We start from the raw sequence: 13,348 nt of genomic DNA on the forward strand, positions 1-13,348 counted from the left end.
CCTGGGCCGGCACGGTGCTGGGCATCGGCTACCGCTCCTCGGTGCACCACGACATCGAGGGCTCGATCGGCGTGCCCCTGGTGGCGCTCGCCCGCACGGCGGGCCAGGTCACGGCCAACCTCAACACGCCTGAGAAGGTCAGCGTGGGCCTGACCCAGGCGATCAACCCGGTCACCCGTGTCAATCTCGGCTTCGAGTGGGACAACTGGAGCCGGCTCGGCAATGTCGGCATCGTCTCGCGCACGCTCGGCGTGCCGGTGAGCAACCTGCCGCTCGACTACAAGGACGGCTACACCTACTCGATCGGTGCCGAGTACGACTGGTCGCCGAACTTCACGCTGCGCGGCGGCTTCGCCTACGAACTCTCGCCGATCGTCTTCGCCAACCGCTCGGCCCGCTTGCCGGACGGCGACCGCTACATCGCCTCGATCGGCGCGAGCTACCGCTGGAACGAGAAGCTGACGCTCAACCTCGCGTACTCGCACTTCTTCCTCGACCGCAACCGGATCCTCTCCGGCCCGGGCCGCGACTACAACGTCGGCAACATCGCCTTCGCGGGCTACACCGATGCCAGCGCCGACGTCGTCTCGGTGGGCTTCCGCTACGTCTTCGGCGAGCCGGCGCGGCCTGCCGTGCCCGCGCCGCTGGTGCGCAAGTACTGAGGCGGGAGGTCCAGGGATCCCCAAGGGCCAAGGCCCTTGGGCGGGGTCCCGGGGCGCGCAGCCCCGAATTCGGCTTCCGGACCTGGCCATGCCGGGTCCGGAAGCCGACAGCAGGGCTCTGCCCTGCACCCGCCAAAGGTCTCGACCTTTGGAATCCGGAACTCTCCGAGCCCGACCTCAGGACTTGATGCGCACGTAGGTGCCGGGCGCGGGTCCGAGGGAGGGCAGGGCGCCTTCGCCCGGCACGCGGGCCGGCACCCGCTCCGGCGCCTGGGCCTCCAGCCAGGAGAACCAGTAGGGCCACCACGAGCCCTTGTTCTCAGTTGCCGCCGCGATCCAGTCCTCGAGCCGCCCCCGCGCCGGCCCGCCGGTCCAGAAGCCGTATTTCGGCTTGGCGGGCGGGTTCACCACGCCCGCGATGTGGCCGGAGCCCGCCAGCACGTAGTCGACCGGGCCGCCGAACTTGGACGAGCCCTCGAAGACCGAGAGCGCGGGGGCGATGTGGTCCTCGCGCGTGGCGAGGTTGAAGACCGGCACCTTCACCCGGCTCAAGTCGAGCCGCACGTTGCCGAGCACCATCTTCCCCTTGGCGAGTGCGTTCTCCAGGTAGCAGTTGCGCAGGTAGAAGGCGTGGTTAGCCGCCGGCATCCGGGTGGCGTCGGAGTTCCAGTACAGAAGGTCGAAGGCGGCCGGCGGCTTGCCCTTGACGTAGTTGTTGACGACGTAGGACCAGATCAGGTCGTTGGGCCTCAGCATATTGAAGGCGTTGGCCATGCGGGCGCCGTCGAGATAGCCGCGCTCGGCCATGCGGGCCTCGATCTGCCGGATCTGCGCCTCGTCGGCGAAGACCTTGAGATCGCCCGCGTGGGTGAAGTCGACCTGGGTGGTCAGGAGCGTCGCGCTCTTGATCCGCGTGTTGCCGGTGGCGGCCTGATAGGCCAGCGTCACGCCGAGCAGGGTGCCGCCGACGCAGTAGCCGGCCGCCGCAACCTCGCGCTCGCCGGTCGCCGCGCCGATCGCGTCGATCGCCGCCTCGATCCCCTCGCGCATGTAACTCTCGAAGTCCTTGTCCGCGTGCCGCGCATCCGGGTTGACCCAGGAGATGCAGAACACCGTCAGGCCCTGATCGACCATCCACTTGATGAAGCTCTTCTGCGGATTGAGGTCGAGAATATAGAACTTGTTGATCCAGGGCGGCACGATCAGGAACGGGCGCTTCAGCACTGTCTCGGTCGAGGGCGCGTACTGGATCAGCTCGATCAGGTCGTTGCGGAACACCACCGCGCCCGGGCTGACCGCGACGTTGCGGCCGACCTCGAAGCTCGTGGAATCCGACTGGCGCACCCTGAGCTCGCCCTGGCCCGCCTCGATGTCCTCCTGGAGCATCTGGAGGCCGCGCACGAGGTTGGCGCCGTTCTCGGCGAAGGTCTGCCGGATCAGCTCGGGGTTGGTCAGCACGAAGTTCGAGGGCGAGAGCGCGCTCGTGATCTGGCGCAGGTAGAACTGCGCCTTGTGACGGGTCGCCTCGTCGAGGCCCTCGGCCTGATCCACCAGATCCTCGGACCAGCGCACGAGGATGAGATAGGCCTGCTTGATGAAGTCGAAATAGGGGTTCTGCGTCCAATCGGCGTGGGCGAAGCGCGGGTCCTTCGGCTCCGGGGCGGCGACCGGCGGCGCGGGGCTGCCCTGGAGACGCACGAGCGTGGAGCCCCAGAGGCTGACGAAGGCGTCGCCCAGCTTCGTCTGCGCCTCGATGCTCTTCTGCGGATCGGAGAGCCAGTGCTCGGCGACGGTGCCGAGCGCCCGGCTCATCTCCTTCAGCTCGTCCGAGCCGCCCGCGCCCGCCTCCGCGGGTTTGAGAAACTGCGAGACGTTGCGGCCCATCGTCTCGACGAACTGGCCGGCATTGCGCGCCAGCGCCTCGAAATCGGGCACCTGCGGCGGCGGCGTGTGGGGGCTCGTCACGCGTGCGTCACTCCCTGTTGTCGCCGTCTCCCGCGAGACGGGTCGGCCCATTGTCCCGACGCATCGGGCGGAGCCTCGTTTCCGACAAATTAAGGCGCGACCCGGAGATTCCGCCAGACCGATCGAGCCGCGACCGCTACATCTCCAGCATGTTCTCGCTCAGCACGCCCTCGCCGCCTCGCCTCGCCGTCCTCGTGCTCGTCCTCGCGCCCCTCATGGCGGCAGGCGGCTGCTCGGGCGATGTCGGTGGGCTGCGCAGCCTCGGCATCACTGGCACGGCGCCGAAGGCGCCCGACGCACCCGCCTTCGTGACCGAAACGCGCCGGGAGGGCGCCGATTTCCTGCCGGTCGGCGTCTCGGCAGCACCGCGGCCGGTGCGGGCGAAATCGGCGGAGGGCCAGAAGACGCTGGAAGCCGAGCTGGAGGGCGCCCGCAGCCGCAACGTCGCCCGCGGCCGGGCGGCCGAGAGCGCCGGCAAGGCCGTCAACCCGGCGGCCCCTCCCGCACAGTAACGGGGCCACAGCCCAGTCACAGCCGCGTCACAGCCGCCTTTTCGGGGTCGGCGAACCGGAGCCTTCCGTGTTAAGGAGGCCGTTCGCGTCCCCGGCAACCCTCGAAACGCCAGTCCCGGGACCGTGCGCGATGGACACCGCCATGACCGACTTTCACCGCATCAAGCGCCTGCCCCCCTACGTCTTCGAGCAGGTGAACCGGATCAAGGCCGCCGCCCGCGCCAACGGCGCCGACATCATCGATCTCGGCATGGGCAACCCCGACCTCGACGCGCCGAAGCACGTCATCGCCAAGCTGATCGAGACCGCCGGGCGCCCGCGCACCGACCGCTACTCGGCCTCCAAGGGCATCGCGGGCCTGCGCCGGGCTCAGGCCAATTACTACCAGCGCCGCTTCGGCGTCTCGCTGAACCCGGACACGCAGGTGGTGGCCACGCTCGGCTCCAAGGAGGGCTTCGCCAACATGGCGCAGGCCATCACGGCGCCGGGCGACGTGGTGCTGGTGCCGAACCCGAGCTACCCGATCCACGCCTTCGGCTTCCTGATGGCGGGCGGCGTGATCCGCTCGGTCCCGGCCGAGCCGACGCCCGCGATGTTCCCGGCCCTCGAGAAGGCGGTGCAGCACTCGATCCCGAAGCCCGTCGCGCTCGTGGTCTGCTATCCGTCGAACCCGACCGCCTACGTGGCGGGGCTGGATTTCTACAGGGACCTCGTCGCCTTCGCGAAGAAGCACGAGCTGATCCTGCTCTCGGATCTCGCCTACGCCGAGGTCTATTTCGACGGCGAGCCGCCGCCCTCCGTGCTGCAGGTGCCGGGCGCGATCGACTGCACGGTCGAGTTCACCTCGCTCTCGAAGACCTACTCGATGGCGGGCTGGCGCATGGGCTTCGCGGTGGGCAACGAGCGCCTGCTGGCCGCGCTCACCCGGGTGAAATCCTACCTCGATTACGGCGCCTTCACGCCGATCCAGGTGGCGGCGAGCGCCGCGCTCAACGGGCCGGACGACTGCATCAACGAGATGCGGGCGATCTACCGGAAGCGCCGCGACGCGCTGGTGGACTCCTTCGGCAAGGCCGGCTGGAAGATCCCGGCCCCGGCGGCCTCCATGTTCGCCTGGGTGCCGATCCCCGAGAAGTATCGCGAACTCGGCAGCCTGGAATTCTCCAAGCTCCTGCTCGAGAAGTCCGACGTCGCGGTCGCTCCGGGCATCGGTTTCGGCGAGTACGGCGACGACTACGTCCGCATCGCGCTGGTCGAGAACGAGCAGCGCATCCGGCAGGCGGCGCGCAACATCCGGCGCTTCTTCGACAACGCCGACAAGACCCTGCACAACGTCGTGCCGATGGCCAAGGCCGGCTGAGGCCTCGCCCGCAGTCCGGCCGTTGTCGCGGCCGGGCACCCGGCCGTGTGGCGGCCGGGCGACAGGGACCGCCAAAGCCGCGCGCGGGGCGGCGCCCGAGCTTGTCCGGGGCGCCGCGCTGGGCAAGGGTCTCCCCGAGGGGTCCTCAGTTTTTCGCGTCCGAGGGGTGCATGCGCCGCCTGAACCTGCCCGCCGCCCTGCTCGCCGCCCTCGCGCTCGCGGCGGCCGGCGCCTGCGCGCCGAACCCGATCGTCGCCCGCGACCCGATTCCCGCGCCGGGCCCGCAGGACGCCTTCGCCTGCAAGTCGCGCCCGCTGCCGCTCAACGCCTTCATGACCAACTGCGACCCGGTCGCGCCCGAGCCGGTGCTGCGCTCGAAGGGCTGAGCCGGTTCTCGGCCGGAGGCATCCTGACGCGCGCGCCCGGAGGCCCATATGGAGGCCCGGCGCGCAGACAGGATCCGAGCCATGGCCAGCGAGACGCACGACCGCAGCTTCATTCCCCTCGGCATCGCGGTGCTGACCGTGTCGGACACCCGCAGCCTCGCGGACGACCGCTCCGGCGACACCCTGAGCCAGCGCCTCACCGAGGCCGGCCACCGACTCGCCGACCGCGCCATCGTCACCGATGACGTCCCGGCGATCCGCGCCAAGGTCGAGGCCTGGACCCGCGATCCCGGCATCGACGTGGTGATCACCACGGGCGGCACGGGCTTCACCGGCCGCGACGTCACCCCGGAAGCCGTAGAACCGCTGTTCGAGAAGCGCATGGACGGCTTCTCGGCGGTGTTCCACCGCATCTCCTACGACAAGATCGGCACCTCGACCCTGCAGTCGCGGGCGACCGCGGGGGTGGCACGCTCCACCTTCATCTTCGCCCTGCCGGGCTCTCCCGGCGCCTGCCGCGACGCCTGGGACGGGATCCTGGCCCAGCAGCTCGACTACCGGCACAAGCCCTGCAACTTCGTGGAGATCCTGCCGCGGCTCGACGAGCACCTGCGGCGGGGCGCGTCCGCGTAGAGGGTCAGCCCCGCTCGATCCGGGCGCTCAGCCGCCGCGGCATGAGCCGCGGCGCGAAGACCGGGCCGGCCAGCAGCTTGTCCCGGCGGACGAGATCGCCGGCCCTGGCCCGGGCCACGCCCATCACGCCCTCGCCGCGGGCGACCAGCCGCATCGGCAGGCCCGCATGCGGCCGGCGCAGGCGCGCCAGAGCCGTCCCGGGACGGGCCGTGCCGATGAAGCGGTCGAGGGTCCGGATCCAGCCCTCGGCCGGCACGTCCCCCGCCTCCAGGCACAGCACCCAGTCGCGCCGGGCCACGCGCGCGCCCGCCGTCCAGGGCCCCTCCCTGCCCGGAAGCACCACGAGCGTCGCGCCCGTGGCCTCGGCCACCGTCGCGACCCCCTCGTGCGCCGTGTCGGCGACGATCACCGCGTCGCCGACCAGGCCGGCCGCCACCCCGGCGACGAGTGCGCTCAGGGTGTCGGCAAGCTGGTCGATCGCGTCGGGCCCGTCGGGCCGGGCGATGTAGGTCACCGCGGAAAGCATGCGCGCCGATAACCGATTTTGGCAACAAAGAAACCCTCTAGCCCGGCCGTTGGCGCGACCGATCCCTGTTGCGGAAGCTGACGGCGGGTCATTGCCTAACAAACAGGCGCTGCCCGCGCTCGTGTTCGCTCTATGTTCCTGATGGACACCGCGGAGTGGAGGGACGAGGCAGCGATGACGACAGGTCAGGACGGGGCGGAGGCGCGGCGGCTCGCGACCTCCGCGGTGCCGGCCGAGGGGCGCCGCGGCCGGGGCGCGACCGCCAACCCGAGCGGGCGCTTCGAGGCCGCCGCGCGGGTCCGCTTCGACGACGGCTGGGGGGAGTTGGAGACGTCACGCCCGCGGACGGAGGTGACGCGGGAGCGGACGGCCCGGATCCTGACCCGCAACGACTCGCCCGACATCCCCTTCGACCGCTCGATCAATCCGTATCGCGGCTGCGAGCACGGCTGCATCTACTGCTTCGCCCGGCCGAACCACGCCTATGTCGGGCTCTCGCCGGGCCTTGATTTCGAGACGCGGCTCTTCGCCAAGCCCGACGCCGCGCGCCTCTTGGCCCGCGAGCTCTCCGCCCCCGGCTACCGGCCGGCCACGATCGCGCTCGGCACCGCGACCGACCCGTACCAGCCGATCGAGCGGGAGCACCGCATCACACGGGACGTGCTGGAGGTGCTGGCGCGCTTCCGCCACCCGGTCGGGATCGTCACGAAATCGAACCTCGTCACCCGCGACGGCGACATCCTGGCCGACATGGCGCGGGAGCGCCTCGTCAAGGTCGGGATCTCGATCACCACGCTCGACCCGGTGCTCGCCCGCCGCATGGAGCCGCGCGCCCCCCATCCAGAGAAGCGCCTGGAGGCGATCCGGCGCCTGAGCGCGGCCGGCGTGCCCGTGATGGTGTTGGTGGCGCCCGTGATCCCGACGCTGAACGACCACGAGATCGAGGGGATCCTCGCCGCCGCCCGGGAGGCCGGGGCGGTGGAGGCGAGCCACGTCCTGCTGCGCCTGCCGCACGAGCTGAAGGACCTCGTGGCCGACTGGTTCGCCGAGCACTATCCGGGCCGGCAGGCGCACGCGTTCTCGCTGGTGGCGCAGTCCCGCGGCGGCCGGGCCTACGACGCGACCTTCGGGCGGCGGATGACCGGGCAGGGCGCCTACGCGGCCCTGATCGCGCAGCGCATGCACCTCGCCAAGACCCGGCTCGGCTATCGGACGGAGAGCCTGAAGCTGAACGCGGCGGCCTTCACGGTCCCGGGCACGCAGCTCGCACTGTTCTGAGGAATCAGGCGAAGCCTCGGGTGAAGGTGAGGCGGTGGTGCGGGCTCCGGCCCCGCGCCGCGAGCCCCGCCCGATGCAGGGCGGTCCCGTAGCCGACATTGCGCTCCCAGCCGTAATCCGGGTGGCGGCGGGCAAGGCGGCGCATGAGGGCGTCCCGCACCGTCTTGGCGACGATCGAGGCGGCGGCGATCTGCGGCACGAGCCGGTCGCCGCCGATCACGGCGCGGCAGGGCAGGGGCAGTCCCGGCACCGGGTCGCGCCCGTCGACCAGCACGGGCGCGTCGAGGCCGAGGCGCAGCACCGCGCGGCGCATGGCGTCGAGGGTCGCGACGCGCACGTTCAGACGATCGATCAGCGCCCGCGAGCCCGCCGCCACCGCGACCCGCCCGTGCTCCCGGATCAGGGGCGTGAGATGCTGCCGCAGGGCCTCCGGGACACGCTTGCTGTCGTCGAGCCGCGCCAGCAGGTCGCCGGGCAGGGCGGCGGGGTCGAACCAGACCGCCGCGACCACCACGGGGCCGCAGAGAGCGCCGCGTCCGACCTCGTCGCAGCCGATCGCGGCCGGATATCGGGCGGCCTTGGCCGGGTCGAAGGGGGGCATGGCGGCATCCTGCGTCGCGGGCGTGATACGCGATCGCGGCGCACGACGGAACGCCGGATCCCGTCCCGTGCGATCAGACGGTGCGAGAGCGTTCACGGGCGCGGGGCGGGCTCGACGCCCGCGGATTCACACCCTGCCCAGGCCGCGAGCCTTCCGCGATCGGAGGCCCATGACTTCGTTGAACGCGCCGCGTGGCAAAACGCGGGTGCGCAGGGTACTGGACCTTGGCTAAAAAGATGAAGCTACGAATGCTTGACCAAGACCGGATAATGCAGCCGTTTATTCTGTGCCGTATGCTTTCTGACAATCCCACCCACAACTCATAAGCGAACGAAATTTCACGTATTGACGGCGAAAACACGATCACTTAACGCCGCCATACACAACCATCGCTTCGTAGTAAACCCGAATAATATCGACCTTTAGTTGAAAGACATGGAATTTTCACCTCAAAGTAGAAAAGATCGTCTCAATTCAACAGGCACGACACGCCCTGCCTGGGGGCCCGGCACCGTTGCCATCCACGACGGGCCTGCGGGCACCGTGGGCCCCCGCTTCCCACAGCACCGAGCGACGGCATGATGCCCGAGGCTCCTCCTGGGTCCCTGCATGATCCGGCCGCTCCGTTGACGGCCGAGGCGATCCTGGCCCACCCGGGCTTCCCGGAAGCGCGCCGCGTCTTCATCACGGAACACAAGAAGGTCTATGAGCCCGAGGTCTTCCCGGGCCGTTTCGGCGCCGATGTCGGGCGGGTGACGACCCTGGCCATCATCGTCTGTCTCTACGCGAACTATGTGCGCGGGGACCGGGAAACCTGGCCAACGTTGAAGAAGCTGAAGACGACGGTTGCCCGCTTCGGCTTCGCCAGCCCGAGGCTGATCGATACCTTCGTCGCCCGCCTCGTCCAGACGGGCGACCTCGAGTTGCGGAAGCAGCCCGACGACAGCCGCATGAGGCTCCTGTGCCCCACCGAGAAGCTGCTGTCCTGGGACCGCGAGTGGATGGCCGCCCACTACGCGCCCCTGGATATCCTGTATCCGGAGCCCGGATTTCCCTACGCCCGGGAACGGGACACCGCTTTCCAGATCGCCCACGCCAAATGCGCGATCGAGGCATTCGACGGCATCATCGCGATGATCTGGAGCAACATGGATCTCGTGTTCTTCATGAGCAGCACGAGCGCTCTCATCATCCTCCTGTCGCTCCTCGATAGGAGCGCGGCGGAAGCCGAGCACCAGTTCCGAGAGGCCGATCTGGGCGACCTCGCGACGCGCTTCGGCGTGTCCCGAAGCCATATCCGCAACATCCTCGCGGCCGCGGAGGAGACGGGCTTCCTGACCCGTCCCGTGCCGCGCAAGCCGCACTACCGGTTGACACCCCGTCTGGTCGCGGCGTTCGACCGCTTCATCGCCGACAGCCTCGTCCACAGCGACGTCACCTACCGGCTGGGCCTGCGCGGCCTGGCGGCGGCCGGGCGATAGGCGACGCACACCGGATCCAGGCGTTCTCCCGCGCCGCGCCGGCATCTCGCGGCGCAAGCCCCTCAGCGAAGACCGGCCAGGGCCGGGGCAGCGTGGGCGGGCACCTCCTCTTGCGCGTGGGCGCTCGCGATGTTGCCGAAGAACTGGCGCGCGCTCTCGGCCCAGGTATGGCGCAGGGCTTCCGCGCGGGCGGCCTCCCGCGGGACGGAGAGCGCCGCGAGCGCGGCCGCCCGCAGGTCCGGGTCGAGGATCCCGGCCCGCGTGCCGCCGATCACGTCGAGCGGGCCGGTGACCGGGAAGGCCGCGACCGGTGTGCCGCAGGCGAGCGCCTCCAAGAGCACGATGCCGAAGGTGTCGGTGACACTCGGGAAGACGAAAACGTCGGCGCCCGCGTAGATCCGCGCCAGGCTCGCCCCGGTGCGCGTGCCGAGGAAGCGCGCGCCCGTGCCGAGCCCTTCCAGCCGTGCCCGGTCCGGGCCGTCGCCGACGACGACGCGGCTGCCCGGCAGGTCGAGCCGAAGGAAGGCCTCGACGTTCTTCTCCACCGCGAGCCGGCCGACGAACAGGAAGATCGGCCGGGGCAGGCAGGACAGCTCAGCGTCCGACCCCTCGCCGGGCTCGAACGGGCGGAACAGGTCCGTGTCGACGCCGCGCGTCCAGCGCATCAGGTTGGCGAAACCCCGTCCGCCGAGTTCCCGCTCCAGCGAGGGCGTGCTCACCATCGTGCCGCAGGCCGCGCCGTGGAAGCGGCGCAGCCACGCGTAGCTCCACGCCTGCGGCACCGGCAGGCGCGCCGCGAGGTATTCGGGAAAGCGCGTGTGGTAGCTCGTGGTGAAGGGCCTGCCGCGCGACAGACAGTGGCGCCGCGTGGCGTAGCCCACCGTACCCTCCGTGGCGATGTGGACATGGGTGGGGCTGAGCCCGTCCCAGCGGGCCGCGACCTTGCGCCGGGTGGCGTGCGCCAGCCGGATCTCGGGATAGCCCGGCAGCGGCACGGAGCGGAAATCCTGGTGCGTCAGCAGCACCGTGTCGAAGCCGAAGTCCCGCCCCGCCTCGACCATGTGCTGGAGCGAGCGCACCACACCGTTGACCTGCGGATGCCACGCATCCGTGGCGATGAGGAGCCGCCTCACGCGACGGCCCGCCGCCCGGGAAGCAGACCCTCCTCGGCAGGGAGCTCGGCCTCCGCCGCCGCGCGGGCCCGCAGGATACTCGGGTAGTGCAGCACCTCCATGCGGCCGTCGTAGTGCTCGACGATCGCCGTGCAGGATTCCACCCAGTCCCCGGTGTTGAGGTAGCGCAGACCATCGATCTCGCGGTTGGCCGCGTGGTGGATGTGGCCGCAGATCACCCCGTCGGCGCCCTGGCGCCGGGCTTCGTCGGCGAGAAACTGCTCGAACTGGCCGATGAAGTTGACGGCGTTCTTCACCTTCAGCTTGGCCCAGGCCGAGAGCGACCAGTAGGCGAGGCCGAGCCGGCGGCGGACCCGATTCAAGCCCGTGTTGACCCAGAGCGCGAAGGTGTAGGCCCCGTCGCCCAGATGCGCGAGCCAGCGGGCGTGGCGCACCACCATGTCGAACTGGTCGCCGTGGATGACGAGGTAGCGCCTGCCGTCCGCGGCCTCATGGATGCGGCTCTCGGCGATCTCGATACCGCCGAAGGTGGTGCCGATGTAGTCGCGCAGGAACTCGTCGTGGTTGCCCGGCACGTAGACGATGTGGGCGCCCTTGCGGACCTTGCGCAGCAGCTTCTGCACCACGTCGTTGTGGCCTTGCGGCCAGTACCAGCCCGAGCGCAGCTGCCAGCCGTCGACGATGTCGCCGACGAGGTAGATCACGTCGGCGTCGTAGTCCTTGAGGAAGTCGAGCAGCAGCCCGGCCTGGCAGCCCTTCGTGCCGAGATGCGTGTCGGACAGGAACAGCGTCCGGACGCGCACCGTCTCAGGCTCCTCGCTCACGCGCGCATCCCGCATCTCGCGCCTCCTGCTGTGGCGAGCGGGAGCCAAACCGGAATCCGATCTCAGTTTGATGACGCAAGCCCCTGCCGGCCGGTCGAGGGCGCGTCGGGGCCCGGTCCACGGGCGGGCTCGTCAGGAGACCCGCGGGAGGGAGCAACGGGTTCGGCCGGACAGCAGAAGCAAGGTTGATTGCTGCGCTGCGCATGCTGCGATGCAGCACAAAGCAGTCAATCGCGCATTCCGCAGGCGCCGAGCGGAGCAAATTTTTTTTCCAGCGCGACGAAGTTTTTCCGGTTTTCTTTCCGTGACTTGGCCGTCCATAATCATCGGCGGCCCAGTGGCGGCGCGGACCGGCCTCGAATGGCGGGGCGACCGGGAGGAAGGTGTCGATGACGCGGCGAGGCGCTTGAAAGCGCGACCCGGCCGGCGCAGGATGGACCGGGCACATCGGAGGCGACCGGCATGCGAGCATGCCGCGACGCGAGCGGCGCGAGGCCGCCACGCCGCTCCGCGTGACCGACGATCCGAACAAGCGGCGGACTCGCCTGGGGGACCGGACGGCGCCGCCGTCCGCTCAGCCTTGCGGCAGGCCCACCCCGCGCATCGCCCGGTCCGTGCACGACCCGACAAACGCCGGCGGCGAAGCCGGCAGCTCATGACTTAAGGGAATTGGAGGAAACATCATGGCGGCAACCAGACGCCCCGGTCGCAATCACCTCTTCGTGCCGGGCCCGACCAACATCCCGGACCGGGTCCAGCGCGCGATGCTGGTGCCCTCCGAGGACCATCGCTCGGTCGATTTTCCGGCGCTGACCAAGCCCCTCTTCGAGGACACCAAGAAGGTCTACGGCTCGACCGACGGCACGATCTTCCTGTTCCCGGCCTCGGGCACCGGCATCTGGGAATCGGCGCTCACCAACACGCTCTGCCGCGGCGACAAGGTGCTGACCTCGCGCTACGGCCAGTTCAGCCACCTCTGGATCGACATGGCCCAGCGCATCGGGCTCGACGTCGTCGTGCAGGAGGAGACCTGGGGCACCGGCGCCGATCCGCAGAAGATCGAGGAGGCCCTGCGGGCCGACACGAACCACGAGATCAAGGCCGTGATGGTGGTCCACAACGAGACCGCCACGGGCGTGACCAGCGACATCGGCGCGGTGCGCAAGGCGATGGACGCGGCCGGCCACCCGGCGCTGCTCTTCGTGGACGGCGTGTCCTCGATCGGCTCGCTCCCCTTCCGTATGGACGAGTGGAAGGTCGATTGCGCCATCGCGGGCTCGCAGAAGGGCCTGATGCTGCCCGCCGGCCTCGGCGTGATCTGCGTCAGCCCTAAGGCGCTCCAGGCCTCCGAGGGCAAGGCCGGCCGCAACGACCGGCTCGCGCATGTCTACTTCGCCTGGGAGGACCACCGGAAGCAGAACCCGGCCGGCTACTTCCCCTACACCCCGTCGCTGCCGTTGCTCTACGGTCTGCGCGAGGCGCTGGCCTGCCTGTTCGAGGAGGGGCTGGAGAACGTCTACCACCGCCACCACGTGCTCGGCGAGGCTACCCGCCAGGCGGTCGCGGCCTGGGGCCTGAAGACCTGCGCCAAGGACCCGAAGTGGAACTCCGACACCGTCACGGCGATCGTCGTGCCGGAGGGCGTGGACGCGGCCCAGATCATCAAGCACGCCTTCGTGCGCTACAACCTCGCGCTCGGCGCCGGCCTCTCCCAGGTCGCCGGCAAGGTCTTCCGCATCGGCCACGTCGGTGACCTGAACGAGCTGTCGCTGCTCGGCGCCATCGCGGGCGCCGAGATGGCGATGAACGATTGCGGGCTCAAGGTGACGCCAGGCTCGGGCGTGGCCGCCGCCGCGAACTACCTGCGCGAGAACCCGCTCAGCAAGAACTGATCCGGCAAGGATCCGGATCCGGTCTCGGATCCCGGTGAGGCCGCGGGGAAAACCCCCGCGGCCTCGGCCCGCGGGCTTGATGAGCCGGGCGGGTC

General features: G+C 70.1%; 13 protein-coding genes. 8 read left to right on the forward strand and 5 right to left on the reverse strand.

All coding sequences use genetic code 11. From position 1 onward, the window contains the following. The coding region (locus tag MFF54_RS17855; RefSeq protein ID WP_238304163.1) for an OmpP1/FadL family transporter at positions 1-662 on the forward strand (662 nt) is incomplete at its 5' end. A 177-nt stretch (positions 663-839) separates the two neighbouring features. On the opposite strand, the gene MFF54_RS17860 is transcribed toward MFF54_RS17855, so the two are convergent. Next, the gene (locus MFF54_RS17860) at positions 840-2,627 is read right to left on the reverse strand and encodes a PHA/PHB synthase family protein (protein ID WP_238304164.1); all 1,788 of its coding nucleotides are present in this window, start codon (positions 2,625-2,627) and stop codon (positions 840-842) included. 149 nt (positions 2,628-2,776) lie between these two features. On the opposite strand from MFF54_RS17860, the gene MFF54_RS17865 reads away from it, so the two are divergent. The 4 genes from MFF54_RS17865 (at position 2,777) to moaB (ending at position 5,518) form a co-directional block, all read left to right on the forward strand. After that, positions 2,777-3,139 carry a hypothetical protein gene (locus MFF54_RS17865; protein WP_238304165.1) on the forward strand — a complete coding sequence of 121 codons (363 nt, stop codon included), beginning with the start codon at positions 2,777-2,779 and terminating at the stop codon, positions 3,137-3,139. A gap of 142 nt (positions 3,140-3,281) precedes the next feature. Next, positions 3,282-4,499 (forward strand): LL-diaminopimelate aminotransferase, encoded by a 1,218-nt coding sequence (locus MFF54_RS17870; RefSeq protein WP_238304166.1) that lies wholly within the window; start codon positions 3,282-3,284, stop codon positions 4,497-4,499. A 170-nt stretch (positions 4,500-4,669) separates the two neighbouring features. Then, a complete protein-coding gene (locus MFF54_RS17875) occupies positions 4,670-4,885 on the forward strand; it encodes a hypothetical protein (protein WP_238304167.1) in 216 nt (71 codons plus the stop codon). Between the two features lie 81 nt (positions 4,886-4,966). Next, positions 4,967-5,518 carry a molybdenum cofactor biosynthesis protein B gene (moaB, locus tag MFF54_RS17880; RefSeq protein WP_238304168.1) on the forward strand — a complete coding sequence of 184 codons (552 nt, stop codon included), beginning with the start codon at positions 4,967-4,969 and terminating at the stop codon, positions 5,516-5,518. 4 nt (positions 5,519-5,522) lie between these two features. Here the strand turns inward: moaB and MFF54_RS17885 are convergent, their stop codons facing one another. After that, complete coding sequence (locus tag MFF54_RS17885; protein WP_238304169.1) at positions 5,523-6,044, reverse strand: hypothetical protein; 522 nt, start codon at positions 6,042-6,044, stop codon at positions 5,523-5,525. A 174-nt stretch (positions 6,045-6,218) separates the two neighbouring features. On the opposite strand from MFF54_RS17885, the gene MFF54_RS17890 reads away from it, so the two are divergent. Continuing rightward, the gene (locus MFF54_RS17890; RefSeq protein ID WP_238304170.1) at positions 6,219-7,322 is read left to right on the forward strand and encodes a PA0069 family radical SAM protein; all 1,104 of its coding nucleotides are present in this window, start codon (positions 6,219-6,221) and stop codon (positions 7,320-7,322) included. Positions 7,323-7,326: 4 nt separating this feature from the next. Here the strand turns inward: MFF54_RS17890 and rnhB are convergent, their stop codons facing one another. Next, on the reverse strand, positions 7,327-7,923 hold the full coding sequence (gene rnhB / locus MFF54_RS17895) for a ribonuclease HII (RefSeq protein WP_238304171.1): 597 nt from the start codon (positions 7,921-7,923) through the stop codon (positions 7,327-7,329). 626 nt (positions 7,924-8,549) lie between these two features. Here rnhB and MFF54_RS17900 point away from each other — a divergent pair. After that, the gene (locus tag MFF54_RS17900) at positions 8,550-9,404 is read left to right on the forward strand and encodes a helix-turn-helix domain-containing protein (protein WP_238304172.1); all 855 of its coding nucleotides are present in this window, start codon (positions 8,550-8,552) and stop codon (positions 9,402-9,404) included. A 62-nt stretch (positions 9,405-9,466) separates the two neighbouring features. Here the strand turns inward: MFF54_RS17900 and MFF54_RS17905 are convergent, their stop codons facing one another. Both MFF54_RS17905 and MFF54_RS17910 read right to left on the reverse strand, forming a co-directional pair. Beyond that, positions 9,467-10,537 carry a glycosyltransferase family 4 protein gene (locus MFF54_RS17905; protein WP_238304173.1) on the reverse strand — a complete coding sequence of 357 codons (1,071 nt, stop codon included), beginning with the start codon at positions 10,535-10,537 and terminating at the stop codon, positions 9,467-9,469. Continuing rightward, on the reverse strand, positions 10,534-11,361 hold the full coding sequence (locus MFF54_RS17910) for a UDP-2,3-diacylglucosamine diphosphatase (RefSeq protein ID WP_238304223.1): 828 nt from the start codon (positions 11,359-11,361) through the stop codon (positions 10,534-10,536). Before MFF54_RS17910 ends, MFF54_RS17905 begins: the two co-directional genes overlap by 4 nt. 683 nt (positions 11,362-12,044) lie before the next feature. On the opposite strand from MFF54_RS17910, the gene MFF54_RS17915 reads away from it, so the two are divergent. Beyond that, the gene (locus MFF54_RS17915) at positions 12,045-13,253 is read left to right on the forward strand and encodes an aminotransferase class V-fold PLP-dependent enzyme (RefSeq protein WP_238304174.1); all 1,209 of its coding nucleotides are present in this window, start codon (positions 12,045-12,047) and stop codon (positions 13,251-13,253) included. The last annotated feature ends 95 nt before the right edge of the window (positions 13,254-13,348 follow it).

Origin of the sequence: Methylobacterium gregans (genome assembly GCF_022179245.1) — a bacterium.
In the GTDB taxonomy this organism is placed as follows: domain Bacteria; phylum Pseudomonadota; class Alphaproteobacteria; order Rhizobiales; family Beijerinckiaceae; genus Methylobacterium; species Methylobacterium gregans.

Bases quoted from the DNA above. Each gene is read 5' to 3' on its own strand.
- rnhB (WP_238304171.1), bottom strand. From the start codon at position 7,923: ATGCCCCCCTTCGACCCGGCCAAGGCCGCCCGATATCCGGCCGCGATC.
- MFF54_RS17865 (WP_238304165.1), top strand. From the start codon at position 2,777: ATGTTCTCGCTCAGCACGCCCTCGCCGCCTCGCCTCGCCGTCCTCGTG.
- MFF54_RS17885 (WP_238304169.1), bottom strand. From the start codon at position 6,044: ATGCTTTCCGCGGTGACCTACATCGCCCGGCCCGACGGGCCCGACGCG.
- MFF54_RS17870 (WP_238304166.1), top strand. From the start codon at position 3,282: ATGACCGACTTTCACCGCATCAAGCGCCTGCCCCCCTACGTCTTCGAG.
- MFF54_RS17915 (WP_238304174.1), top strand. From the start codon at position 12,045: ATGGCGGCAACCAGACGCCCCGGTCGCAATCACCTCTTCGTGCCGGGC.
- MFF54_RS17875 (WP_238304167.1), top strand. From the start codon at position 4,670: ATGCGCCGCCTGAACCTGCCCGCCGCCCTGCTCGCCGCCCTCGCGCTC.
- MFF54_RS17890 (WP_238304170.1), top strand. From the start codon at position 6,219: ATGACGACAGGTCAGGACGGGGCGGAGGCGCGGCGGCTCGCGACCTCC.
- moaB (WP_238304168.1), top strand. From the start codon at position 4,967: ATGGCCAGCGAGACGCACGACCGCAGCTTCATTCCCCTCGGCATCGCG.